At 71.4% G+C, this 24,975-nt stretch carries 23 protein-coding genes; 18 read left to right on the top strand and 5 right to left on the bottom strand.

Annotation, left to right across the window (positions count from 1 at the left end; all coding sequences use genetic code 11):
* Nucleotides 1–74: 74 nt before the first annotated feature.
* From ABC270_RS00425 to glmM, 6 genes are all read left to right on the top strand, one after another.
* A complete protein-coding gene (locus tag ABC270_RS00425) occupies nt 75–980 on the top strand; it encodes a tRNA pseudouridine synthase A (RefSeq protein ID WP_412878980.1) in 906 nt (301 codons plus the stop codon).
* A complete protein-coding gene (locus tag ABC270_RS00420) occupies nt 977–1,723 on the top strand; it encodes an MBL fold metallo-hydrolase (protein ID WP_412878979.1) in 747 nt (248 codons plus the stop codon). Before ABC270_RS00425 ends, ABC270_RS00420 begins: the two co-directional genes overlap by 4 nt.
* A gap of 126 nt (nt 1,724–1,849) precedes the next feature.
* Nucleotides 1,850–4,555 (top strand): ExeM/NucH family extracellular endonuclease, encoded by a 2,706-nt coding sequence (locus ABC270_RS00415; RefSeq protein ID WP_412878978.1) that lies wholly within the window; start codon nt 1,850–1,852, stop codon nt 4,553–4,555.
* Nucleotides 4,556–4,869: 314 nt separating this feature from the next.
* The gene (rplM, locus tag ABC270_RS00410) at nt 4,870–5,316 is read left to right on the top strand and encodes a 50S ribosomal protein L13 (RefSeq protein ID WP_022904636.1); all 447 of its coding nucleotides are present in this window, start codon (nt 4,870–4,872) and stop codon (nt 5,314–5,316) included.
* A 36-nt stretch (nt 5,317–5,352) separates the two neighbouring features.
* On the top strand, nt 5,353–5,838 hold the full coding sequence (gene rpsI / locus ABC270_RS00405; RefSeq protein WP_412878977.1) for a 30S ribosomal protein S9: 486 nt from the start codon (nt 5,353–5,355) through the stop codon (nt 5,836–5,838).
* A gap of 22 nt (nt 5,839–5,860) precedes the next feature.
* Nucleotides 5,861–7,237, top strand: coding sequence for a phosphoglucosamine mutase (gene glmM / locus ABC270_RS00400; RefSeq protein ID WP_412878976.1), 1,377 nt, complete (start codon nt 5,861–5,863; stop codon nt 7,235–7,237).
* Between the two features lie 96 nt (nt 7,238–7,333).
* Here the strand turns inward: glmM and coaA are convergent, their stop codons facing one another.
* Entirely contained in the window at nt 7,334–8,278 is a 945-nt protein-coding gene (gene coaA, locus ABC270_RS00395; protein ID WP_412878975.1) for a type I pantothenate kinase, read from the bottom strand.
* Nucleotides 8,279–8,390: 112 nt separating this feature from the next.
* Entirely contained in the window at nt 8,391–8,876 is a 486-nt protein-coding gene (locus ABC270_RS00390; protein ID WP_412878974.1) for a glutathione peroxidase, read from the bottom strand.
* A gap of 70 nt (nt 8,877–8,946) precedes the next feature.
* Here ABC270_RS00390 and glmS point away from each other — a divergent pair, with 70 nt between their 5' ends.
* The 9 genes from glmS (at nt 8,947) to ABC270_RS00345 (ending at nt 17,192) form a co-directional block, all read left to right on the top strand.
* A complete protein-coding gene (gene glmS / locus ABC270_RS00385; RefSeq protein ID WP_412878973.1) occupies nt 8,947–10,794 on the top strand; it encodes a glutamine--fructose-6-phosphate transaminase (isomerizing) in 1,848 nt (615 codons plus the stop codon).
* A gap of 6 nt (nt 10,795–10,800) precedes the next feature.
* On the top strand, nt 10,801–11,175 hold the full coding sequence (locus ABC270_RS00380) for a holo-ACP synthase (protein WP_412878972.1): 375 nt from the start codon (nt 10,801–10,803) through the stop codon (nt 11,173–11,175).
* Nucleotides 11,176–11,248: 73 nt separating this feature from the next.
* The gene (gene alr, locus ABC270_RS00375; protein WP_412878971.1) at nt 11,249–12,352 is read left to right on the top strand and encodes an alanine racemase; all 1,104 of its coding nucleotides are present in this window, start codon (nt 11,249–11,251) and stop codon (nt 12,350–12,352) included.
* Nucleotides 12,349–13,509: an alanine racemase gene (gene alr, locus ABC270_RS00370; protein ID WP_412878970.1), complete on the top strand. Its 1,161-nt coding sequence runs from the start codon at nt 12,349–12,351 to the stop codon at nt 13,507–13,509. Before alr (ABC270_RS00375) ends, alr (ABC270_RS00370) begins: the two co-directional genes overlap by 4 nt.
* On the top strand, nt 13,506–14,021 hold the full coding sequence (gene tsaE, locus ABC270_RS00365; protein ID WP_412878969.1) for a tRNA (adenosine(37)-N6)-threonylcarbamoyltransferase complex ATPase subunit type 1 TsaE: 516 nt from the start codon (nt 13,506–13,508) through the stop codon (nt 14,019–14,021). The genes alr (ABC270_RS00370) and tsaE overlap by 4 nt, the downstream gene beginning before the upstream one ends.
* A 75-nt stretch (nt 14,022–14,096) precedes the next feature.
* Nucleotides 14,097–14,723, top strand: coding sequence for a tRNA (adenosine(37)-N6)-threonylcarbamoyltransferase complex dimerization subunit type 1 TsaB (gene tsaB, locus ABC270_RS00360; RefSeq protein WP_412878968.1), 627 nt, complete (start codon nt 14,097–14,099; stop codon nt 14,721–14,723).
* Nucleotides 14,720–15,262: a ribosomal protein S18-alanine N-acetyltransferase gene (rimI, locus tag ABC270_RS00355; protein ID WP_412878967.1), complete on the top strand. Its 543-nt coding sequence runs from the start codon at nt 14,720–14,722 to the stop codon at nt 15,260–15,262. Before tsaB ends, rimI begins: the two co-directional genes overlap by 4 nt.
* A complete protein-coding gene (gene tsaD, locus ABC270_RS00350; protein ID WP_412878966.1) occupies nt 15,249–16,304 on the top strand; it encodes a tRNA (adenosine(37)-N6)-threonylcarbamoyltransferase complex transferase subunit TsaD in 1,056 nt (351 codons plus the stop codon). Before rimI ends, tsaD begins: the two co-directional genes overlap by 14 nt.
* Nucleotides 16,305–16,409: 105 nt before the next feature.
* Nucleotides 16,410–17,192: a DUF4190 domain-containing protein gene (locus ABC270_RS00345; RefSeq protein WP_412878965.1), complete on the top strand. Its 783-nt coding sequence runs from the start codon at nt 16,410–16,412 to the stop codon at nt 17,190–17,192.
* A 104-nt stretch (nt 17,193–17,296) separates the two neighbouring features.
* Here the strand turns inward: ABC270_RS00345 and ABC270_RS00340 are convergent, their stop codons facing one another.
* Entirely contained in the window at nt 17,297–18,499 is a 1,203-nt protein-coding gene (locus tag ABC270_RS00340; RefSeq protein ID WP_412878964.1) for a class I SAM-dependent methyltransferase, read from the bottom strand.
* Nucleotides 18,500–18,658: 159 nt separating this feature from the next.
* Here ABC270_RS00340 and groES point away from each other — a divergent pair, with 159 nt between their 5' ends.
* Both groES and rarD read left to right on the top strand, forming a co-directional pair.
* Nucleotides 18,659–18,955, top strand: a complete 297-nt coding sequence (groES, locus tag ABC270_RS00335) for a co-chaperone GroES (protein WP_022904625.1) — start codon at nt 18,659–18,661, stop codon at nt 18,953–18,955.
* 148 nt (nt 18,956–19,103) lie between these two features.
* Nucleotides 19,104–20,066 carry an EamA family transporter RarD gene (gene rarD / locus ABC270_RS00330; RefSeq protein WP_412878963.1) on the top strand — a complete coding sequence of 321 codons (963 nt, stop codon included), beginning with the start codon at nt 19,104–19,106 and terminating at the stop codon, nt 20,064–20,066.
* 159 nt (nt 20,067–20,225) lie between these two features.
* On the opposite strand, the gene ABC270_RS00325 is transcribed toward rarD, so the two are convergent.
* A complete protein-coding gene (locus ABC270_RS00325; RefSeq protein WP_412878962.1) occupies nt 20,226–21,560 on the bottom strand; it encodes an ABC transporter substrate-binding protein in 1,335 nt (444 codons plus the stop codon).
* A 236-nt stretch (nt 21,561–21,796) separates the two neighbouring features.
* Complete coding sequence (guaB, locus tag ABC270_RS00320) at nt 21,797–23,299, bottom strand: IMP dehydrogenase (protein WP_412878961.1); 1,503 nt, start codon at nt 23,297–23,299, stop codon at nt 21,797–21,799.
* A gap of 455 nt (nt 23,300–23,754) precedes the next feature.
* Between guaB and ABC270_RS00315 the strand changes: the two genes are divergently transcribed.
* Nucleotides 23,755–24,966 (top strand): branched-chain amino acid ABC transporter permease, encoded by a 1,212-nt coding sequence (locus tag ABC270_RS00315; protein ID WP_412878960.1) that lies wholly within the window; start codon nt 23,755–23,757, stop codon nt 24,964–24,966.
* Nucleotides 24,967–24,975 lie beyond the last annotated feature (9 nt).

Raw genomic sequence — 24,975 nt, 5'->3', positions numbered from 1 at the left:
CGATGTCGGGGTCGATCGTGCCGCCGCCCGCTCACACGCCACTCACGTGCCGCTGACACCGCTACCGTGGGGGCGTGAGCGACACCGAGACCCCCGACGGCGTGCGGCTCCGGCTCGACATCGCCTACGACGGCGCCGCGTTCTCCGGGTGGGCCCGTCAGCCGGGCCTGCGCACCGTGCAGGGTGCGCTCGAGACAGCGCTCGCCACGGTGTTCACGCGGTGGGGCGAGCCGCCCCTGCTGACCGTGGCCGGCCGGACCGACGCCGGGGTGCACGCCACCGGCCAGGTCGCCCACCTCGACCTCTCGGCCGAGCAGTGGGAAGCGCTGCGGTCGAAGCGCGGCAGCACCGGGCGCTCGCCGCTGGATGGGCTCGTCAAGCGCGTGAACGGCATCGCGGCACCGGAGGGCGACGTCGTCGTCACGCGCGCCTCGGTCGCGCCACGGGGCTTCGACGCCCGGTTCTCCCCCCTCTGGCGTCGCTACCAGTACCGGGTCGCCGACCTCGAGGCGCCACGGGACCCACGCCGGCGCGGGCACACCACCTGGCACCCGACGCGCCTCGACCCCGCGGCGATGGAGCGCGGCGCGCTGGTGCTGCTCGGGCTCCACGACTTCGCGACCTTCTGCAAGCCGCGGGAGGGCGCGACCACGATCCGGACACTCCAGGAGTTCCGCTGGGACCGCGAGCCGGACGGCACACTCGTGGCGAGCCTCCAGGCCGATGCGTTCTGCCACTCCATGGTGCGTGCGATGGTCGGGGCGACCATCGCCGTCGGCGAGGGCCGCTTCGGGCCGGAGCGCCTCGAGGAGCTGCGCGTCGCGCAGCGCCGGACGAGCGAGTTCAAGGTCGCGCCCGCCCGCGGGCTCACGCTGACCGAGGTCGGCTACCCGGCCGACGACGAGCTCGCCGCGCGGGCCGACCAGACGCGAGCGCGCCGGACCGGGGACGGGGCGGAGGCCGGTACGGTCGGGGGATGAGCTCCCGCGCCGCACGGTCCGTCGTCTCCGTCGCACCCGGCGTGGTGTTCGTCGAGGGCCCGGTGTCGAACTGGGTCGTCCTCGCCGAGGAGGACGGCGTCGCCCTGATCGACGCCGGCTACCCCGCGGACACGGATCTCGTGCTCGACACCGTGCGCTGGGCCGGACACGACCTCGACGACCTCCGGCGCGTGTACGTCACGCACGGGCACGTCGACCACGTCGGCGGCATCCCCGGGATCCTCGAACGGTTCCCGCACGTCGAGGTGCTCGCCCACGCGGACGAGGTCGACAACGTCCGCGGTCCCGAGCGGCAGCAGGTCACCCCCGCGGAGATCGGCGGGCGGCTCGCGGCGCCACGGGTGCTCCGGTGGCTCACGAAGGCGATCGCGTCCGACGCGCTCCGACCGACGACCGTCCCGACGGTCCGTGCCTTCACCGCCGCGGACTTCGACGGCCGGGCGATCACCCCGTTCCCGGCCGACGGTGACACCGCCGGGTCGACCGCGTACCTCCTCCCGGCCGCGGACGCGATCGTCACGGGTGACGCGGTGGTGTCGCGGCACGACACGCAGCCGGCGTCCTGGGCGCCACGTCCCCGCATGATCACGCCGTTCTTCACGGCCGACCCGGAACGCGCCCTCGAGTCCGCGCGAGCGCTGCCGATGCCGGGCATCCTGCTCCCCGGCCACGGTCCGGCGGTGCACCGCGTCGGGTCGGAGTGGATGCCGGTCTCGTCGTGAGACCGACTCCGTACCGGGAAGCGATCATTTACCTGACCGCAACCTGAGCGACCGGTCAGGCAGGTAGGTTCCGAGGGTCGTTGCCCCCCGACCGGGGGGAGCCAACCCACGAACGCGAAGGTCCTCATGCTCCGAACCGAACGCTCGGCGGGGGTGACGAGCCGCACGCTGGTGTGCGCCGTCACCGCCGCAGCCCTGCTCGCCGCCCCGCTCGTCGCCGCCGGACCGGCGTCGGCGAACCCGGACGGCACCGGCCTCGTCATCGAGGAGGCCTACCTCAAGGGCGGCAGCGCGAACCAGCCGTTCACGAACAAGTTCGTCGAGCTCGGCAACCCGACCGACGCGCCGATCAGCGTGGACGGCTGGTCGCTCCAGTACCGCGCCGCGACGAGCACGGGTGCCCCGTCGGTCGGCAAGCTCGCCGGCTCGGTCCCCGCGCACGGCACCTACCTCGTGCAGATGGGGTCGAACGGGTCGACCGGCCAGGCGCTGCCCGAGGCCGACGCCGTCACGGGCCTGAACCCGTCGGGGTCGACGGGCACGCTCGTCCTCGCCGACCAGGCGACCGCGCTGACCCTTCCCGCGGGCGGTGTGACGACCGGCACGCCGGGTGTCGTCGACCTGCTCGGCTACGGCACGTCGAACACCTTCGAGACCGCGGTCGCGACGACCGGCACCGCCAACTCCGTGCCCGACGCGCTGACCCGCACGGGCACGACCGACACGGACTCGAACGCGGCGGACTTCTCGCTCACCAGCTCGGTCACCCCGGAGAACGCCGCCGGCGAGACGACGCAGCCGACCGACCCGACCGACCCCTCCGACCCGGGCACGCCCGCGACACCGGCCGAGCAGGTCACCATCGCGCAGCTCCAGGGCACGACGGACACCTCGCCGTACGTCGGCAAGACCGTCCGCACCGACGGTGTCGTCACCGCGGTCTACGCGACCGGCGGGTTCGCCGGCTACACGATCCAGACCGCGGGCACCGGTGGCGCGCTCGACCTGTCGACGCACACCGCGTCCGACGCGGTCTTCGTGTACTCCGCTGCGACCGCAGCCAAGGTTGCGATCGGCGACGCGGTGCGGCTCACCGGCACGGTCTCCGAGTTCAACGGTCTGACCGAGCTCACGGTGCCGACCGCGGCCGGTCTCGAGCAGCTCCCGAAGGCGGGCGTCGCGCAGCCCGTCCCCGCCTCGCTCACCTTCCCGCGGACGGACGCCCAGCGCGAGTCCCTCGAGAGCATGCTCGTCGCGCCGCAGGGCGACTACACGGTCGCGGACAACTACACGACCAACCAGTACGGCGAGGTCGTGCTCGCCAGCGGGAAGCAGCGCCTGCTCCAGCCGACCGAGGTCGCCCGTCCGGGCAGCGCCGAGGCCGCCGCGGTCGCCGCCGACAACGCCGCTCGCCAGGTCACCCTCGACGACGGTGCGAGCACGAACTTCCTCAGCGCCGCGAACCAGTCGATCCCGGTGTCCTGGCTGACCCAGGGCCCGGTCACGGTCGGTGCCGCGGCGACCTTCGACGAGCCGGTCGTCCTCGACTACCGGAACGACTCGTGGAAGTTCCAGCCCACCTCGCCGATCACCGGCGCGACGCCGGCCGCGGACCTGCCGGTGTCGTTCTCGAACGTCCGCACCTCGGCTCCGGAGAACGTGGGCGGGGACGTCAAGCTCGCCGGCTTCAACGTCCTGAACTACTTCCCGACGACCGGCGACCAGCTCACCGGCTGCACGTACTACACCGATCGTGACGGCGACCCCGTGACGGTGCGCGGTGGCTGCGACGCCCGCGGTGCGGCGAACGCCGACGACCTCGCCCGCCAGCAGGTCAAGATCGTCAAGGCGATCAACGGCCTCGGCGCCGACGTCGTCTCCCTCGAGGAGATCGAGAACTCGGCCCGCTTCGGCCAGGACCGCGACGCCGCCGTGGCGACCCTCGTGTCGGCGCTGAACGCAGCGACCGGCAAGGACACCTGGGCGTACGCGAAGTCGCCGGCGAAGCTCCCGGCCAGCGAGGACGTCATCCGGCTGGCGCTCATCTACAAGCAGGACCGCGTGCAGCCGGTCGGCGGGTCGACGATCCTCGACGACGCCGCCTTCGCGAACGCACGACGGCCGCTCGCGCAGGCCTTCGCCCCGGTCGTGACCAGGCCCGGCAAGGGGAAGGGTGCCGACAAGCCGAAGCAGGCCGACACCTTCCTCGTCATCGCGAACCACTTCAAGTCGAAGGGGTCGGGCAGCGGCGCAGACGCCGACCAGGGCGACGGCCAGGGTGCGTCGAACGCCTCCCGCGTCGCGCAGGCGAAGGCTCTCGTGGCGTTCTCGACCGCGATGCAGAAGACGGCCCGCACCGACAAGGTGTTCATGCTCGGCGACTTCAACGCCTACAGCCAGGAGGACCCGGTGCAGGTCCTCGACGACGCCGGCTACACGGACCTCGGCCCGACCGAGGACCCGACCGAGTGGTCGTACGTCTTCAGCGGGCTGAGTGGGTCGCTCGACCACGTGTTCGCGTCGAAGGCCGCCCTGAAGACCGTGACGGGCGTGGACATCTGGAACATCAACTCGGTCGAGTCGGTGGGGCTCGAGTACTCGCGCTACGACTACAACGTCACGGACCTGTACCGCGACGACGTCTACCGCGCCAGCGACCACGACCCGATCCTGGTCGGCATCGACCTGCCCGGCGTGGGCCAGCCCGGCGGGCCCGGCGACGGACCCGGCAAGCCCGGTGACGGACCCGGCAAGCCCGGCCACAGCGGGACCGGCCCGATCGCGGCGGCCATCGCGGCGCTCATCGACTGGTTGCGCGGCCTCTTCGGGTGACGGCCGTCCTGTCGGACGTGACCACCTGACGGACTGGCGCGCCCCGCTCAGCGGCGACGCGGAGCGTTGCGCGGGGCGCGCCGACCGAGCCTGCGAGGGAGGACGGTGCCAGCGGGCACCGTGCCTCCAGTCCGTTACCGGGCGCGTTCGACAACGCGAGTCGCGTCGGGTAGGCTCTCTCCTTGGTCTGTGCGCCCCGTGCGCCGGACAGTCAGATGAGCCCTCCACCGGGCAGTTCCACGTGCGTCGCGCGGGGAACACCCACCGGAGCGGGATTCACGGACTCCTCACCTCGACACGAAAGCAGCACACCTGTGACTCGTACGTTCTCCCCGAAGCCGGCAGACGTCCAGCACGACTGGATCGTCATCGACGCGACCGACGTCGTCCTCGGCCGCCTCGCCACCCACGCGGCTGCGCTCCTGCGCGGCAAGCACAAGGCCACCTTCGCCCAGCACATGGACATGGGTGACTACGTCATCATCATCAACGCGGACAAGGTCGCCCTCACCGGCTCCAAGCTCGCCAAGAAGGTCTACTACCGTCACTCGGGCTACCCGGGCGGCCTCACGGCGACCTCCTACCCGGAGATGCTCGAGAAGCACCCGACCCGCGCCGTCGAGAAGGCGATCCGCGGCATGCTGCCGAAGAACACCCTCGGCCGTGAGCAGCTCAAGAAGCTGAAGGTCTACGCCGGCGCGGAGCACCCGCACGCCGCGCAGCAGCCCAAGGCGTACACCTTCGACCAGGTCGCGCAGTAACGACGGCCACGACGACTTCAAGGACTGATACAACTCATGGCACAGATCGCTGACTCCCTCGACCAGACCCCGGAGAGCTTCACCACGGAGAGCGCACCCGTCGCTGCCGAGGCTGCTCCCCGCCAGATCCTCAACGTCTCGGGCGGTGCCGTCGGGCGCCGCAAGGAGGCCATCGCCCGCGTCCGCCTCGTCCCCGGTGGCGGCGCGTTCACGGTCAACGGCCGCACGCTCGAGGACTACTTCCCGAACAAGCTGCACCAGCAGCTGATCAACGACCCGTTCAAGGTGCTCGAGCTCCTCGGCGCCTACGACATCACCGCCCGCATCACCGGTGGTGGCCCCTCGGGTCAGGCCGGTGCGCTCCGCCTCGCCATCGCGCGTGCGCTGAACGAGATCGACCGCGAGAACAACCGCCCGGCGCTCAAGAAGGCCGGCTTCCTCACCCGTGACGCCCGCGTCATCGAGCGCAAGAAGGCCGGTCTCAAGAAGGCCCGCAAGGCGTCGCAGTTCTCGAAGCGCTAGTCGCTCACCGAACCCGATCGCAATGCCGCGTCTGTTCGGTACCGACGGTGTTCGTGGTCTCGCCAACGGCGAGCTGACGGCCGCGCTGGCTCTGGGTCTCGCCCAGGCCAGCGCGGCCGTGCTCACACACGGACACCATGCGGACGCCCGTCGGGCGTCCGGTCGACCGCGCCCCCGCGCGGTCCTGGCGCGCGACCCGCGCGTCTCCGGTGAGTTCCTCGGCGCGGCCGTCGCCGCCGGGCTCGCCTCCGCCGGTGTCGACGTGCTCGACGCCGGGGTCATCCCCACCCCCGCTGCCGCGTTCCTCGTCGCGGACATCGACGCCGACTTCGGCGTGATGATCTCCGCATCGCACAACCCGGCCCCCGACAACGGGATCAAGTTCTTCGCAGCCGGTGGCCGCAAGCTGCCGGACGAGGTCGAGGACCGCATCGAGGCGGCCATGCACGACCACTCGGCGCCCACGCCCACCGGTGGCGACGTCGGACGGATCACGCGGTTCGCCGACGCCGAGGACCGCTACGTCGTCCACCTGCTCGGCACGCTGCCGGCCCGGCTCGACGGCATCCACGTCGTGCTCGACTGCGCGCACGGTGCGGCGTCGGCGGTCTCGCCCGAGGTGTTCCACAACGCCGGCGCCCGCGTCACGGTGATCGGCGCCGACCCGGACGGCGTGAACATCAACGACGGCGTGGGCTCGACGCACCTCGACAACCTCGCTGCGGCCGTCCTCGAGCACGGCGCGGACGTCGGGATCGCCCACGACGGCGACGCCGACCGGTGCCTGGCGGTCGACGCCGCGGGCAACGTCGTCGACGGAGACCAGATCATGGCGATCCTCGCGCTGTCCCTCAAGGAGCGCGGGCTCCTCGCGTCGGACACCCTCGTCGCGACCGTCATGTCGAACCTCGGACTCTTCCGGGCGATGTCGGACGCCGGCATCACCGTCGAGCAGACCGCCGTGGGCGACCGCTACGTGCTCGAGCGCATGAACGAGGGCGGGTTCTCCCTCGGCGGTGAGCAGTCCGGTCACGTGATCTTCCACGAGTACGCCACCACGGGCGACGGCATCCTCACGGGGCTGCACCTCGTCGCGGAGATGGCTCGGACGGGCAAGACGCTCGCGCAGCTCGCGGAGTGCATGACGGTGTTCCCGCAGGTCCTGCTGAACGTCCGGGGCGTCGACCGCACCGGCCTCGACGACCAGGGCGTGCAGGACGCCGTCGCGGCGCACACCGCAGCCCTCGGTGACTCCGGTCGCGTGTTGCTGCGGCCGTCCGGTACCGAGCCGGTCGTGCGCGTCATGGTCGAGGCGGCGTCGCAGGCCGATGCCGAGCGGATCGCCGAGGACCTCGCAGACGTGGTGCGCGCGCGGCTCGCGATCGACGACGCCGCGTAGGGTCCACCCGGCACCTCCGCGTCGAACCACGAAACCGACGTCGAACCAGGCTGAGCAGCTGGTTCGACGTCGGTTTCGTGGTTCGGAACGGGGTCGCTAGATCTTGCGGAGCAGCACCGAGTTGACCTTGTGGTTCGCGCCCTTCTTCAGCACGAGCGTCGCTCGGGACCGCGTCGGGAGCACGTTCTCGACGAGATTCGGCTCGTTGATCGCCCGCCACACCTCGGTCGCCGTCCGCACCGCGTCCTCGCGTGAGAGCGAGGCGAAGCGGTGGAAGAACGAGTCCGGGCTGGAGAACGCCTCCTCCTGCAGGGCGAGGAACCGGTCGACGTACCAGGACTCGATGTCCTTCGTCTTCGCGTCGACGTAGATCGTGAAGTCGAACAGGTCGGACAGCGCCAGACGTCCGTTCGTCGGGGCAGCCAGCACGTTGAGCCCCTCGACGATGAGGATGTCCGGCTGCCGGACGACCACCTCGGCGTCGGGCACGATGTCGTACACGAGGTGCGAGTAGAACGGCGCGCGGACCTCGGCCGCGCCGCTCTTCACCTGGCTCACGAACCGGAGCAGGGACCGGCGGTCGTACGACTCCGGGAAGCCCTTGCGGTCCATGATCCCGCGGCGTTCGAGTTCGGCGTTCGGGTACAGGAACCCGTCGGTGGTCACGAGTTCGACCCGCGGTGTGTCCGGCCAGCGCTTCGTCAGTTCACGCAGCAGTCGGGCGACGGTGGACTTGCCGACCGCGACCGACCCGGCGACGCCGATGACGAACGGCGTCCGGCTCGCGCGCTCCCCGAGGAAGGCCGACGTCGACGCGTGCAGGTTCCGGGCACCGGCGGCGTACAGCGTCAGCAGACGTGAGAGCGGCAGGTAGACCTCCTGCACCTCCCGCATGTCCAGCCGGTCGCCGAGTCCGCGCAGCTGCACGATCTCGGTCTCGGTGAGGGACAGGTGCTCCCTCGGTGCGAGCTGCGCCCACTCGTCGCGGGGGATCTCCACGAAGGGGGTGGGGTGCGCGACGGTGGTGTCCGTGATCGGCATGGGGACGAGCGTACCGACGGGAGGCCCGGATCACGTGAGCGGGCGCGCTCACGTGGTCCGGGCCTCCCGCCCGGTGCTCCGGCTGCGTCCGCAGGACGCGCTCGCGTACCCGTCAGGCGGGCAGCGCCGCCTCGATCGCGGCGACGACCTCGGGGGCGTCCGGCTTCGTGGTCGGACGGAACCGCGTGACCGTGCCGTCGGGTGCGACGAGGAACTTCTCGAAGTTCCAGCTGACGCGGCCGGCCTTGCCCGCGCTGTCCGGGGTCTCCTTGAGCGCCTGGTAGAGCGGGTGGGCGCCCTTGCCGTTGACCTTGACCTTCTCCGACATCGGGAACGTCACACCCCAGGTCGTCGAGCAGTACTCCTCGATGGCCTCGGACGAGCCGAGCTCCTGCAAGAACTGGTTGCTCGGGAACCCGAGGACCGTGAAGCCCCGCGGGCCGTACTCCCTCTGCATGGCCTCGAGCTGCTCGTACTGCGGCGCGAGTCCGCACCGCGAGGCGACGTTCACCACGAGCACGGCCTTGTCGGAGAACTGCCCGAACGTGGTGTGCTCACCGTGCAGCGTCGTGATCTCGATGTCGTCGAACCGGCCCATGACCAGAACGGTATCCCTCCTGTGGCGGGCATGCAGGGTCGTGGCCCAGGCAGACCGTAGGATCGAAGCCATGTGTGGAATCGTCGGCTACGTCGGCAGCAACAGCAGCCAGGACGTGCTCCTGGGAGGACTCCGTCGACTCGAGTACCGCGGCTACGACTCGGCGGGCATCGCCGTCGTGGACGCCGGGTCGGACCTCGCCTCGGCGAAGAAGGCCGGCAAGCTCCAGGCCCTCGTCGACGAACTCGAGTCGCACCCCATCGCCGACGGCGGCACCGGCATCGGCCACACCCGCTGGGCGACGCACGGCGGCCCGACCGACGGCAACGCGCACCCGCACCTGGCGGACGGCGGCAAGCTCGCCCTCATCCACAACGGCATCATCGAGAACTTCGCCGAGCTCCGCGCCGAGCTGCAGGCCGAAGGCGTCGAGTTCGTCAGCGAGACCGACTCCGAGGTCGCGGCGCACCTCGTCGCGCGGTCGTTCCGCGAGACCGGCGACCTGACCGCCGCCATGCAGCAGGCCGTGCAACGGCTCGAGGGCGCCTTCACGCTCCTCGTCGTGCACGCCGACCAGCCCGGCGTCGTCGTCGGTGCCCGGCGCAACTCCCCGCTCGTGGTCGGCCTCGGTGACGGCGAGAACTTCATGGGCTCCGACGTCGCCGCGTTCGTCGCGTACACGCAGCGGGCCCTCGCGGTCGGCCAGGACGAGATCGCCACGATCCGCCCCGACGGCGTCGACGTCATCCACTTCGACGGCAGCCCGGCGTCGCCGAGCGAGTTCGAGGTCAACTGGGACGCGTCCGCCGCCGACAAGGGCGGTTGGTCCTCGTTCATGGCGAAGGAGATCAGCGAGGAGCCCGAGGCCGTCGCCAAGACGATCCTCGGCCGCGTCCACGACGGCGCGGTCACGCTGACGGACCTCGACCCGATCGCCGAGCGCCTGGCGACCGTCGAGCGTGTCATCGTCATCGCCTGCGGGACCGCCGCGTACGCCGGCATCCTCGGCAAGTACGCGATCGAGCAGTGGGCCCGCGTCCCCGTCGAGGTCGAGCTCGCCCACGAGTTCCGCTACCGCGACCCCGTGCTCGACGAGCGCACGCTCGTCGTGTCGATCAGCCAGTCGGGCGAGACGATGGACACCCTCATGGCAGTGAAGTACGCGCGGGAGCAGGGCGCGCAGGTGCTCTCGATCTGCAACACCCAGGGCGCGACGATCCCGCGCGAGTCCGACGCGGTGATTTACACGCACGCCGGTCCCGAGGTCGCCGTCGCGTCGACGAAGGCGTTCATCGCGCAGGGCGTCGCACTGTACCTGCTCGGGCTGCACCTGGCGACCCTGCGCGGGACCCTCACGGCCGAGCAGATCGCCGAGCAGGTCGCCGAGCTCGAGGGGCTCGCGCCGAAGCTGCAGCAGACCATCGACGACGCGTCCGGCATCAAGGACCTCGCCCGCTGGATGGCCGACACCCGCAGCGTGCTCTTCCTCGGCCGCCACGTCGGCTACCCGATCGCGCTCGAGGGTGCGCTCAAGCTCAAGGAGCTCGCGTACATCCACGCCGAGGGCTTCGCCGCCGGTGAACTCAAGCACGGACCGATCGCGCTGATCGAGCCGGGCCAGATCGTCTTCGTGATCGTGCCGTCCCCGCGCGATCCGCGGTCGCTGCACCCGAAGGTCGTGTCGAACATCCAGGAGATCCGCGCTCGCGGCGCACGGGTCATCGCCATCGCGGAAGAGGGCGACGCCGCCGTGCTGCCCTTCGCGGACGAGGTCCTGCGCATCCCGCTCGCGACGCCGCTGTTCGAGCCGCTCCTCGCGGTCGCGCCGTTGCACATGTTCGGCATGGAACTCGCCGCCGCCAAGGGCCTCGACGTCGACCAGCCGCGCAACCTCGCGAAGTCGGTCACCGTCGAGTAGTCGCTCGTGATCATCGGCATCGGGGTGGACGTCGTCGACCTGGAACGCTTCCGGGGTGTGCTCGAGCGCACCCCGGCGCTCCGGACGCGCCTGTTCACCCCGGCCGAGCTCGTCCGCGACGGGGAGCCGCGACCACCCGCGTCGCTCGCCGCACGGTTCGCCGCGAAAGAGGCACTGATCAAGGCCTTCGGCACGAGCGCCGGGCTGAGCTGGCAGGAACTCGAGGTCGTCGCGGACGACCAGCGGAACCCGTCACTGACCCTGCACGAGGGTGCGCGCCGGGTCGCGGAGCAGCGTGGCGTGACCAACGTCCACCTGTCGCTGTCGCACGATGGAGGGATCGCGACGGCGTTCGTGATCATCGAAGGGAAGTCGGATTGACCAGCCACCAACGGTCGCCGCGCCGGTCGGCGCGGCTGCACCCGCGCCTCCAGGCCGGAGGAGGTGATGCACGGTGAGCGCGTTCACCGGGATCACGGTCGACCGGGAGGCCCTGATCGCCAACTACGCGACGGTCGCCGAACAGGTGGCCCCGTCCGGCGTCATCGCGGTCGTCAAGGCGAACGCGTACGGCCACGGCGCGGCCGACGCCGCGCGGGCGTTCGTGGACGCCGGTGCGGAGTGGCTCGGCGTCGCGGACATCGACGAGGGCATCGCCCTGCGCGAGGCCGGCATCGACGAGGGCACCCGCATCCTGGCGTGGTTGCACGCACCCGACGAGGACTTCCGCCGTGCCGCGCAGTACGGCATCACCCCCGCGGTCTCGAGTGTCTCGCAGCTGTCGGCGGCCGCCGACTCCGAGGTGCCCGCCGTGCACGTGTGCGTCGACACCGGGCTGAGCCGCAACGGCGCCGTCGAGGCCGAGTGGCCCGAGCTCTTCGAGACCGCCGGTCGGCTCGCCCGCAGTGGCTCGCGTACCCGGGTCGAGGGGCTCATGTCGCACCTGGCGAACGCCTCGCGAGCCGACGACCTCGACCAGGACGCCGCGCTCCAGCGGGCGCTCGACGGCCTCGCGGCGAACGGCATCGTGCCGGACATGGTGCACCTCTCGGCCAGCGCGGCGAGCATCGCCGTTCCGGAGACCCGGCGGGACGTCGCGCGCGTCGGCGTCGCGCTGTACGGGCTGAGCCCGTTCGCGGACCGGACCTCGGCCGACCTCGGGCTCCGGCCCGCGATGCGTGTGACCGCGGCGGTGCTCCGGACGGTCCCCGTCCGCGCCGGCGAGGGCGCCAGCTACGGGTTCACGTGGCGCGCCGAGCACGACACCCGTCTCGCGGTCATCGGGCTCGGGTACGCCGACGGCTTCGACCGGGCACTCGGCAACCACGTCTCGGTCCGCATCGGCGACCGCCGCTTCCCCGTCGTGGGCCGCGTGGCGATGAACGCCATGCACATCGACATCGGTGACGCCGAAGTGCAGGTGGGCGACGAGGTCGTCCTCTGGGGCGACCCGGCCGACGGCGACCCCGCGGTCGAGGAGTGGGCCGACGCGATCGGCACGATCAACTACGAGGTCGTCGCCCGCATCGGCCGCAGCGTCGAACGGAGGACCACGTGAGCGCCTTACTGCGACAGGCATCGGTCGACCTGGACGCGTACCGGGCGAACCTCGACCTCGTCCGCGAGTGGATGGAACCGGTCGAGCTCATGGCGATCATGAAGGCCGACGCGTACGGCCACGGGCTGGAGCCGATCGCGCTCGCCGCGGTGGACGCCGGGGTGCGGTGGATCGGCGTGCTGACCGTCCCGGCCGCCCTCCGGCTGCGCGCCATCGGCGTCGACGAGGATGTCCGCGTGTTCACCTGGCAGCACGCCCCGGACCTCGACTTCCGCGACGCGGTCGACTCCGCGATCGATCTCGGGGTCTCGAACGTGCCCGAGCTGCAGCGGGTCGTCGACGCCGTCGACCACCGTCCAGCGCGCGTGCACCTCGGGTTCGACTCCGGCCTCCACCGGGACGGAGCGACGCCGGAGGACTGGCCCGCCCTCGTCGCCGCCGCGCTCGACGCCCAGCGCGCCGGCCGGATCGAGGTCGTCGCCGCGTACACCCACCTCGCCGAGTCGTCGGACGACGAGGACACCGCCGCCGTCGCCGCGTTCGACGCCGCCGTCGAGCAGGCCGAGGACGCCGGGCTCGACATCCCCGTGCGGCACGTCGCCGCGTCGCTCGCGGGGCTGGAGCGCAAGGAGTTCCGGAAGGACATGGTGCGGATGGGGGCGAACCTGTTCGGCATCCCCGGCGCGGACGGCGTCTCGGCGGCCGACCTCGGTCTCGAAGCCGTGATGACGCTGCGCGCCTCGGTCGCGAAGACGAAGCGCGTGCCCGTCGGCACGGGCGTCTCGTACGACTACACCTACCGCACCACCGCCGAGACGACCCTCGCGCTCGTCCCGGTCGGGTACGCAGACGGTGTCCCACGGCTCGCGCAGGGACGGCTGCAGGTGGCGATCAACGGGAAGCGCTACCCGATCGCGGGTCGGGTCGCGATGGACCAGTTCCTCGTGGACGTCGGCGACGACGAGGTGCGGGTCGGCGACGTCGTGACGCTGTTCGGCACCGGGGAGCACGGCGAGATGACGGTGCTCGAGTGGGGTGCCGCCCTCGACACGATCGGCGAGGAGATCGTCTGCCGCATCGGTGAGCGCGTGCCCCGCGTGTACGAGGGCCACGAGGCCGAGGGGCACGTGGCCGAGTACCTCCGGGGGGAGCGGTGACCGAGCCGCGCGTCCTGCTCGACACCACCGTCGCGACCACCGACGGGATGGGCGTCATCGGTGCCCGGCTGGCGGCCGTGCTGCGCGCCGGGGACCTCGTCGTCCTCACGGGGCCGCTCGGCGCGGGCAAGACGACGCTCACCCGGGGCCTCGGAGCCGCACTCGGTGCCCGGGGGCAGGTCTCCAGCCCGACCTTCGTGCTCGCCCGGACGCACCCCACGACGAGCGGCCCGGACCTCGTGCACGTCGATGCCTACCGCCTGTCCGACCCGCTGGAGCTCGACGACCTCGACCTCGACTGGGACGGCTCGATCGTCGTGGTGGAGTGGGGTCGTGGGTTCGTCGACGGGATCTCCGACGACGTGCTCGACGTCGAGATCGTCCGGGCGACCGGCGACGCCGGTGACTCGGCAGCAGCCGACGACGACCTCGACCCGGACGACGTCCCCGACGAACCCCGACGGGTCGTCGTCACCGCCACCGGATCCCGCTGGACCGACGTCCGGCTCTGACGCCCGGGATCGGTTCCCCGAGCCGCGTCTCGACACCCACCCGGACTGACGCGTACGACCGCCTACGATGGTCTGGTGCTGCTCGCGATCGACACCTCCGCCGGGACGTCCGTCGCCCTCGTCGACCCCACCACCGGTCAGCCGCTGGCCGAGCGCAGCACCGACGACTCCCGCCGTCACGCCGAGGTCATCGGTCCGTTCCTCGCCGAGGTGCTCGCCGAGGCCGGAGTCGCGCCGGCCGACGTCACCGGCGTCGTCGCCGGCATGGGCCCCGGCCCATTCACCGGCCTCCGTGTCGGCATCGCCGCCGCCCGCACCTTCGCCGCTGCACGCGGCCTCCCCGTCCTCCCCCTGGTCAGCCACGACGCCGTCGCGGCGGACCAGCCGCAGGCCGGTCCGTTCGTCGTCCTGACGGACGCCCGCCGCCGCGAGGTCTACTGGTCGGCGTACGACGCCGACGGGGTCCGCATCGCCGGCCCGGGACTCGCCAAGCCGGCGGACCTCGACGAGGCGATCCGCGCCTCCCGTCCGGAAGCGGCCACCTGGGACCGGGTCACCGCCACCGCGATCCCGGCCTGGAGGCTCGGCGCGCTCGCCGCGGACCGCCTCGCCTCGGGCGCTCCCTTCGCCGACGACACCCCGCTCTACCTGCGCGACCCCGACGTGACGATGCCGGGAGCCCCGAAGCGGGTCGTCCGGTGACGGCGCTCCCCGACGGACTGCGGCTCCGGCCGGCCCACCCGCAGGACCTCGACGACATCATGTGGCTCGAGCACGTGTCGTTCCCGACGGACGCGTGGTCCGCGTCGCAGATGTCCGGCGAGCTGTACTCGCCGCACGGGTACTACGTGGTGGTCGAGACCGTGGCCGACGGTGCCGCGCCGACCGTCGTCGGCTACGCCGGGCTGTCGTCGCTCGCTGGGAACCCGGTCGCGGACGTGCAGACCATCGCCGTCGCCGCCGACCAGCGCGGGCGGGGCGTCGGCAAGGCGCTCTTCACCGAGCTCCTCGACGAGGCCCGGCGCCGCGGCGTTTACGAGGTCTTCCTCGAGGTCCGCGCCGACAACCCGGTCGCGCAGGCGATGTACACGGCCTTCGGCTTCGAGCACATCGCGACGCGGCCCCGCTACTACCAGCCCGACGGCGTCGACGCGTGGGTCATGCGCGCGGAGCTGCCCACGGCACCCGGCGCCGGTCGCGTCGGGCCCATCGGACAGGAGGCGCTCGATGAGCACAGCTGAACCCCTCGTGCTCGGCATCGAGACGAGCTGTGACGAGACCGGCGTCGGGATCGTCCGCGGGACCACCCTGCTCGCGAACGTCATCGCGTCGAGCATGGAGGAGCACGCCCGGTACGGCGGCGTCGTGCCCGAGGTCGCCGCACGGGCGCACCTCGAAGCCATGACCCCGACGCTGCGCGAGGCGCTCGACCGGGCCGGCGTCACGCTCGACGAGCTCGACGCCGTCGCGGTCACCGCGGGGCCGGGGCTCGCCGGCGCGCTCATGGTCGGGGTCGGGGCGGCGAAGGCCCTCGCGGTCGCGACCGGCAAGCCGCTCTACGGGGTGAACCACCTCGTCGGGCACGTCGGCGCCGACGTCCTGCGTGCGGACGGCTCCGAGATCGACCTGCCGACCGTGGCACTGCTCGTCTCCGGCGGGCACACGTCGCTGCTGCTCGTACGGGACCTCGTCGGTGACGTCGAGCTCCTCGGCGAGACCATCGACGACGCCGCGGGGGAGGCGTTCGACAAGGTCGCGCGGCTGCTCGGCCTGCCCTACCCGGGTGGTCCCCAGATCGACCGGGCCGCGGCGGACGGCGACCCGACGGCGATCCGGTTCCCCCGCGGGCTGACGCTGCCGAAGGACATGGCGGCGCACCGCTACGACTTCTCGTTCTCGGGGCTGAAGACCGCGGTCGCCCGCTGGGTCGAGAAGTGCCGCGACGAGGGTCGAGAGGTCCCCGTCGCCGACGTGGCAGCGTCCTTCCGCGAGGCCGTGGTCGACGTGCTCCTCACGAAGGCCCTGAACGCGTGCCGTGACACCGGGGTCGACCGGCTCCTGCTCGGCGGAGGCGTGGTGGCGAACGCCCGACTGCGTGCGGTCGCGACCGAGCGCTGCGCTGCCGCCGGCGTCGAGCTCCGGATCCCCCCGTTCGACCTCTGCACCGACAACGGCGCGATGATCGCAGCGGTGGCCGCGCGGCTCGTCGCCGAGGGGCACGCGCCGAGCGACCTCGGGATCGCGGCGGACTCGACGCTGCCGGTGACCACCGTCCAGGTCTGACGTCCGCGGGTCCGACGGGTCGTCCGCCCTCCTGCACGGGCTCGGGCTGCGTGTGGAACGATGGGGGCCGGTACCCGACGTGCGGTGCCGGGAGGGGTGGACACGGTGTCCGATCAGAACCAGTGGCCGAGGCCGGGCCAGTCCGACGAGCCGTCGCGCAGCGGGTACGACGGTGCGCAGCAGTCCGACGGCAGCCGTGCGTCCGACCCGACGTCGACCCCGGCGCCCGGTGAAGCGCCGAGTGCACCGCAGCCGCCGAGCGCGCCGCAGCCGCCCGAGCACCCGTACGGCGCGAACCCGTACGGATCGGCCCCGACCGGAGCGTCGGGCCAGCACCCTGGCTACGGTGCGCCGCAGAACCCGTACGCCGCGCCGAGCAACCCCTCCGCGGCGCCGAGCGACCCCTACGCGGCCCCGGGCAACCCGTACGCTGCGCCGAACCAGCAGCAGTACGGCCAGCCGCAGTACGGGCAGCAGCAGTACGGCCAGCAGTACAGCGGGCAGCAGTACGGGCAGCACCAGTACGGCCAGCAGCAGCAGTACGGCGCCCCGTACGCCGCGCCGGGCTACCAGCCGTACGCGCAGCGCCCGAGGACGAACACCCTGTCGATCCTCTCGATCGTGTTCGCCTTCGCCGGCATCCTGATCTGGCCGATCATCATCCTCACGAGCCCGGCGGGCGCCATCATGGGCCACGTCGCCCTCGGCAAGATCAAGCAGACCGGTGAGGGTGGCCGCGGGCTCGCACTCGCCGGCATCTTCGGTGGCTGGGCGCTGACGGCACTCTGGATCATCGGCATCGGGCTCCTGATCGCCATCTCCATCGCGTCCCGCAGCGGCTCCGGTTACTCCGACGACTTCGGCTCCACCGGCGCGTTCATCCTCTGAGCCACGGCGCAGCCGCGCCGCTCTCGACCACGGCGCATCGGCGCCGCCGCGCACACGCACCACGACGGCCCCCGCACCGGCGGGGGCCGTCGTGGTGCTGCGACCTACCCGGCCACCTCGCCCAGCCGCTCGCACAGGATCGCGGTGTGGCGTCCCTCCAGGCGGGTGAGCACGAGCGTGACCGCACCCCGCCCCCGGAGCCGCAGCCGCTTCCGGAACTGCGCCGGGTCGACGTCGACCCCGCGCTTCTTGATCTCCACGGTGCCGACGTCGTCCGCGGCCAGTCGTGCCGCGAGCTGCTTCACGTCGAGGGGCATCGTGTCGACGACCCGGAACCCCTGGGCGAACGGCGTCGAGACGGCGCGGTCCGACGTGACGTAGGCGATGCCGTCCGAGAGCATGCGACCGTCGATCGACCGCGCGAGGTCCCCGATGAGGCGTGCGCGGATCACGGCGCCGTCGGGCTCGTAGAGGTACGTCCCCAGTGCACCGACGGGCACGTCGGGTGCATCGGCCGCCGCGGTCAGTTCGGCCACTCCGTGCGCCCCGATCACGGTGGCAGCGCGCCGGACCCCGTCGCGGGCGAGCGGGCCGAACCAGAGGGCGAGCTCGACGACCTCGCGGTCGACGGACACCCACTGCGCCTCGGCCGTGTCGGGGACGAGGTCGCGGTCGATGCCCGGGCCGAGCTTCACGCCGGTGGGCGTCGTCGTCGCGGCGGCGAACACGGTGTCGAGCGACGGCGACCAGTCGTCCGGGTCGGCCAGGCGTCGGGTGTTCCCGTGTCCGGCGGTGCGACGCGCGGGGTCCATCCACACGCCGTCGACGCGCGAGAGGTCGAACGCTTCGGCGTCGCCGAGTTCCACGCGGGCATCGGGCCACGGCGCGAGGTTGTGCGTCGCGACCGCCGCGGTGACCTCGTCGCGGTCCACCGCGGTGACGTCGAGGTCGAGCGCTGCCATCGCCATCGCGTCACCGCCGATCCCGCACCCGAGGTCGGCCACCCGTTCCAGCCCGGCGGCGGCGAACCGGCCGGCGTGCTGCGCGGCGACCTGCAGCCGGGTCGCCTGCTCGAGCCCGGCCTCGGTGAACAGCATGCGCGCGGCGAACGGGCCGAACTTCGCGCCCGCCTTCTGCCGGAGCTTCGCCTGGGTCAGGACGGCGGCGACGAGCCCGGGGTCGTGCCCCTCGCCACGGAGGCGCGAGACGACCCGGACGATCTCGCCACCGTCGGAGACGCTCGGAGTACGGTCGAGCAGGGCCATCCCCTCGGGGGTGAGCAGCTGGGCGAGTTCGGCGGCGTCCACCCGACGATCCTCCCAGGTCGCCGGGGAGCCCGACACGTGCTGGCACTCGGATTGACCGAGTGCCAGACTGTCCCTAGAGTTGGCGTTGGCACTCTCCTGTGCGTAGTGCCAACCGGTTCCCATCTGTACCGAGTCAGTACCGAGAAAGAAGAGGTCACCGTGGCCGTCAGCATCAAGCCGCTCGAGGATCGCATCGTCATCCGCCAGGTCGAGGCGGAGCAGACCACCGCTTCCGGTCTGGTCATCCCGGACACCGCCAAGGAGAAGCCCCAGGAGGGCGAGGTCGTGGCCGTGGGTCCGGGCCGCGTCGACGACAACGGCAACCGCATCCCGCTGGACATCGCCGTCGGCGACAAGGTCATCTACTCCAAGTACGGCGGCACCGAGGTCAAGTACTCGGGCGAGGACCTGCTGGTCCTCTCGGCCCGCGACGTCCTCGCGGTCGTCGTGCGCTGATCCAGCCCACACTGCGAACGCCCCGTCGGCCACCTGGCCGGCGGGGCGTTCGTCCGTCCGCGCTCGGTCCGGCGGTGCGCACCGCGCCTTCCGTCCGGGAGGCACGGTGCCGGTCCGCAGCGTCGGCGTGGCTTCCTAGGATGGTTCCGTGAGTGAACCGACGACCACGCGACCCGTCCGCAGCGAGGCATCCGTCGGGGTCCTCCAGGCGATCGTGGCCTACGGGCTGTGGGGACTCATGCCGCTGCTCTTCGCGGCGATGTCCCCGGCCGGAGCGTTCGAGATCGTCGCCTGGCGGATCGTCTTCGGGCTGGTGTTCTGCGCGGTCGCCATCGCCGTCACCCGCTCGTGGCTGCGCACCCGTTCCCTGGTCGCCCAGCGCCGGGTGATGCTCGTGATGGGGCTCGCGGCGGTGCTCATCCTGGTGAACTGGACGGTGTACGTCGCGGCGACGACCACCGGGCACACGGTCGAGGCGGCCCTCGGCTACTTCATCAACCCGCTCGTCACGATCGCGCTCGGCGTCGTCGTGCTCCGTGAGCGGCTTCGACCGGCGCAGTGGGCCGCGGTCGGCATCAGTGTCGTCGCGGTGGTCGTGATCGCGGTCGGGTACGGGCAGATGCCGTGGATCTCCCTCGCGCTGGCGTTCTCGTTCGGACTGTACGGGCTCGTGAAGAAGCGGGTCGGCGGGACGGTCGACGCACTGAGTGGTCTGACGATCGAGACCGTGTGGCTGCTGCCGCTCGCGGTCGTCGCGCTCGTGGTGATGGGGGTGACGGGCCTCGGCGGCGGCGTGACGTTCACGAGCGAAGGGTGGGCGCACGTCCTCGTCACGGTGCTGACCGGACCGGCGACCGCGGTGCCGCTGCTGCTCTTCGCGTCGTCGGCGCGGCGGGTGAGCCTGTCGACGCTCGGGTTGACGCAGTACCTCGCGCCGGTGATGCAGCTGCTCGTCGGTGTGGTCGTGCAGCACGAGCCGATGCCGCCCGAGCGGTGGATCGGCTTCGCGATCGTGTGGCTGGCCCTCGTCGTGCTCACGGTGGACAGCTTCGCTGCAGCACGCTCCTCGCGGCGCCGCTCCCAGGCCGCGCCGGTGGCGGACCCGGCCTGACCTGCCGGACGCGCGCCGTGCCTCCCGGCCGGCCCTGCGGACGGTCATGCCGAGAACGCAACGCGATCCGCCCTCTCCACCGCGAAAGCGACAGTCCCCCGCGGTTGAACTGCGGGGGACTGTCGCTTTCGCGCACTGGTCGTGCCTACCTGGTCGGACCTACTTCGAGACCGAGCCCTGGATGGCGCTCTGGTAGACGGGCTTGTTGTCCGCGTCGAACTTGTAGATGCCGATGTAGGCGCTCGACGGGTCGTTGTTCTCGTCGAACGGGCCGATGCCGGACGGACCCGTGTAGTGGATGTCCTTGCCGTCTCCGAGGAGCGACGAGCACTCCTTGAACGTCGAGCACTCGGTGCCGCCGTCCGCCCCGGAGACCGCGGCCATGTTGGCCTGGATCGTGCCGGAGTCGGTGCCCTTGCCCTTCACGGCGGCGAGGGCGGCGAGCATCGTGGCGTCGTAGGACTCGGCCGCGTACGAGTAGTCGGCGAGGTCCTTGCCCGAGGACTGCTTGTAGAAGTCGGCGAGCCGCTTCTTCAGGTCGTCCTTCGGCGATGCGCCCGGGATCGTGCCCTGCGCACCCGTGAGGGTGCCCTTGTCGAAGTCCTTCGAGTAGTCGGCGGTGTTGCCGTCGGACATGTAGATCTTCGACATGTCGGCGTTCTGCGCCTTGAGCTCCGGGATGATCGACTTCGTCTCGTCGAAGGCGAGGACGACGATCGCGTCCGGCTTCGAGTCGAGCGCCGCCGTCACCTCGGACGAGAACGTGGTCTGTCCGGGCGGGAACTCCTGACCCTTGCCCTTGCCGCCGTAGACGACCTGGCCACCGGACGCCTCGACCGCGGCCTGGACCGAGTTGCGGAGACCGGTGCCGTAGGTGTCGTTGAAGACGAGGAACGCGACCTTGGCGTTGCCGTCACCCGTGACGAGCTGGCCGAGTGCCGAACCCTGCACCGAGTCCGGCGGTGCCGTCCGGAAGTAGTACGACGAGTAGCCGGAGAGGTCGGTCGCGGTGTTCGCGGGGGAGATCTCCACGATGCAGTTGCTCGTGAGCTGGTCGATCACGTTGAGCGTCACGGACGAGGACTCGGCGCCGATCGCGACCGGGACCTTCGCGTTCACCAGCTTGTTCGCGGCCGCACTCGACACGGTCATGTCGTTGCTGTCGCCGGAGTCCGTCGCCGGGCTGATCGAGACGTCCTTGCCGAGCACGCCGCCCGCTGCGTTGATGTCCTCGACCGCGAGACCGACGCCGGACTCGGCGGGCGGGTTGAGGTACGCGAGGGAGCCGGTGAGCGGCAGGATCGTGCCGATCTTCAGCGCGTCGGTGCTCGGGGATTCCGGAGCCTTGCAGCTCGCGGCCGGGTCCTTCTTCGCGCCGCCGGAGGCGGACTCCGAAGGCGAGCTGCCGCCCGAGGTGGTGGAACACGCGGCGAGCAGGAGTGCTGCAACTCCCGCCACTGCCAGTGCCGAGGTGGCACGGGTGGTTCTGATCATCCGTGGAGCCCTTTCTCTGCGCGGAAGGCCGGACCGGATCGGGTCGAGCGCGGTGTCCTCCGCGTGGGATGTCGAGAAAGCTAGAGCGGATACGTTTCGCCCGTGTGTCGATCATCCACCCCTGGATGTTTCGTTACAGACCCGTGATGAAAGCTGAGCGGCTGCACAACACCGTCGTCCCCCGGACGCACGAACGCCCCGCTCCACGGTGGGAGCGGGGCGTTCGAGGCGCGGGGTCAGCGGCTGTAGTTCGGCGCCTCGACGACCATCTGCACGTCGTGCGGGTGCGACTCCTTGAGCCCGGCGGGGGTGATCCGGACGAACTTGCCGCGGGCCTTGAGCTCCGGGACGGTCCGGCCGCCGACGTAGAACATCGACTGCCGCAGGCCGCCGACGAGCTGGTAGACCGCGTTCGCGACCGAGCCGCGGTACGGCACCTGGCCCTCGATGCCCTCGGGGATGAGCTTGTCGTCGGACGGGACGTCGGCCTGGAAGTAGCGGTCCTTCGAGTACGAGGTCTTCTTGCCACGGGTCTGCAGCGCGCCGAGGGAGCCCATCCCGCGGTACGCCTTGAACTGCTTGCCGTTGACGAAGACGAGGTCCCCGGGGGACTCGTCCGTGCCCGCGAGGAGCGAGCCGAGCATCACGGTGTCAGCACCGGCGACGAGGGCCTTCGCGATGTCGCCGGAGTACTGCAGACCGCCGTCGGCGATTACCGGGACGCCGGCCTCACGCGCGGCGAGGGAGGCCTCGTACACCGCGGTGACCTGGGGGACGCCGACGCCCGCGACGACGCGCGTGGTGCAGATCGACCCCGGGCCGACACCGACCTTGACGGCGTCGACGCCGGCGTCGATGAGGGCCTGTGCGCCCGCACGGGTCGCGACGTTGCCGCCGATCACGTCCACGCCCGCGAAGGCCGGGTCGGCCTTGATGCGGCGGACCATGTCGAGCACGCCCTCGCTCTCGCCGTTGGCGGTGTCGACGACGAGGACGTCCACCCCGGCCTCGAGCAGGGCGGTCGCACGCTGCCACGCGTCGCCGAAGAAGCCGATCGCCGCGCCGACGCGGAGGCGCCCCGCGTCGTCCTTCGTGGCGTCGGGGTACTTCTCGCTCTTGTCGAAGTCCTTGACCGTGATGAGGCCCTTGAGCCGGCCGGCCTCGTCCACGAGGGGGAGCTTCTCGATCTTGTGCTCGGCGAAGATCGCGACGGCGTCGTCGGGGTCGATCCCGACCGGTGCCGTGATGAGCGGCGCCTTCGTCATGACGTCGCGCACGAGCGTGGTCTGGTGCTCGAACGGGGCGACGAAGCGCATGTCGCGGTTCGTGATGATGCCGACGAGCTTGCCGTCACCCTCGACGACCGGCAGGCCGGAGACCCGGAACTGCCCGCAGATCGCGTCGACCTCCGCCACGGTGGCGTCCGGCGTGGTGGTCACCGGGTTCGTGATCATGCCGGACTCGGACCGCTTCACCTTGTCGACCGCGGCCGCCTGGTCGGCGATGGACATGTTGCGGTGCAGGATGCCGATGCCGCCCTGGCGCGCCATCGCGATCGCCATGCGGGCCTCGGTCACGGTGTCCATCGCGGCGGAGAGCAGCGGGACGTGCACCTGGATGCGCTTGGTGAGCCGGGACGTCGTGGACGCCTCGCTCGGGATGACGTCCGTGTGCCCCGGCAGGAGCATGACGTCGTCGTACGTGAGTCCGATGAATCCGAACGGATCCGGCTGGTCCATGAGTCCCCTTCGTGGGCTGGGTGCCGTGGGGCGGCACCTGAAGTGGTCGAGAACACCGGGAACGCAGCGACGGGTTCCGGATGAGCAATGGTAACGCGCGCGGGTGGGCGCGCATTCCGGACCGCGGCCCACCGCCGAACCTGTGCAGGATCACGGTCAGGGCACGATTTCTCCAGGGAACGTGGTGGAAACACGGGGGACACAAAAACTCCCTAGGGTCCTCGACTATCCGAACGAGAGGCTCATCCGTGGGTTCCATCACTCCGCCGGGGCCGGCGCTCCTACGCCGGTTCCGCCGAGGGGCACCAGGCCGCAGCCGCCTGCTCCTCGCCGCAGTACTCTTCCTCGCTTTCCTCGCCACCTTCGCGGTCGACTGGGCAGTGTCGCCCGCGGCCCACGCGGCGACCAGCAGTCCCTCCGCCAGCGCCAGCACGTCGGCGTCGAGCGGTCCCTGCGTGGTCAGCCCGACGAACGGGTGCATCCGCGGCACGATCCTCGACTCCGAGCGGAAGCCGGCCGTCGGAGTCGCGGTCGACGTGGCGGGCGTGGGCGGGTTCGCCCAGACCGCCACCACCGACGACTCCGGTCGCTGGTCGGTCTCCGTCACCACGGCCGGTCAGTACACCGTGAGCGTCGACCAGAGCACGCTGCCGAAGGGCCAGTACCTGACGAACGCCGCGGACGCCGAGCGGAAGGTGAACGCGACGTTGAACGCCAACGTCGGCCAGATCTTCCAGCTCTCCGACCAGCAGGGCGCGACGACCCAGGCGGACACGAGCAGCTTCAGCTTCGCGCGGGCCTGGCAGCAGTTCGCCTCCGGCATCCGGCTCGGGCTCCTCATCGCCCTCGCCTCGATCGGCCTCTCGCTGATCTACGGCACCACGGGCCTGTCGAGCTTCTCGCACGGTGAGCAGGTCACCCTCGGCGGCCTCCTCGCCTACGTGTTCGCGAACCAGCTCGGGTGGAACATCTGGGTGACCGGCATCGTCGTCACGCTGCTCTGCGCGGCCACCGGCTACCTGCAGGACGCGGCGATCTGGCGGCCGCTGCGGCGGAAGCGGATCAGCCTGACGCAGCTCATGATCGTCACGATCGGCCTCTCGATCGCCGCGCAGTACGCCTTCCAGTACTTCTTCGGCGCCTCGACCGTCCGCATCCAGCAGGGCAACCCGGAGACGGTGTCGTTCGCGGGCATCACGCTGACGGTGCAGTCCTACGTGGCCATGGCGATCGCGCTCGTCGTGCTCGTCGCCACCGGGCTCTTCCTCGCGAAGACCCGCTTCGGTCGAGCGACCCGCGCGGTGTCGGACAACCCGGCGCTCGCCGCTGCGTCCGGCATCGACGTCGACCGGGTGATCCGGTTCGTCTGGACGCTGGCCGCCGGCCTCGCAGGGCTGTCCGGCGTGATGCTCGGCCTCGTGCTCAACGGCGTGAACTGGCAGACCGGACTCCAGCTGCTGCTCCTCATGTTCGCGTCGGTGACCCTCGGCGGTCTCGGCACCGCGTACGGGGCACTCGCGGGCTCGATGATCATCGGCGTCGTCGTCGAGCTCACGAACCTCGTGCTCCCCGGTGACTTCAAGTACGCGACCGCCCTCGTGATCCTCATCCTCATCCTGCTGTTCCGGCCGCAGGGCATCTTCGGTCGTGCCGAGCGGATCGGCTAAGGAGCGCCG

It is taken from the genome of Curtobacterium phoenicis (assembly GCF_047238015.1).
Taxonomy (GTDB): domain Bacteria; phylum Actinomycetota; class Actinomycetes; order Actinomycetales; family Microbacteriaceae; genus Curtobacterium.
This window is presented reverse-complemented; position numbering and strand designations above follow the sequence as displayed.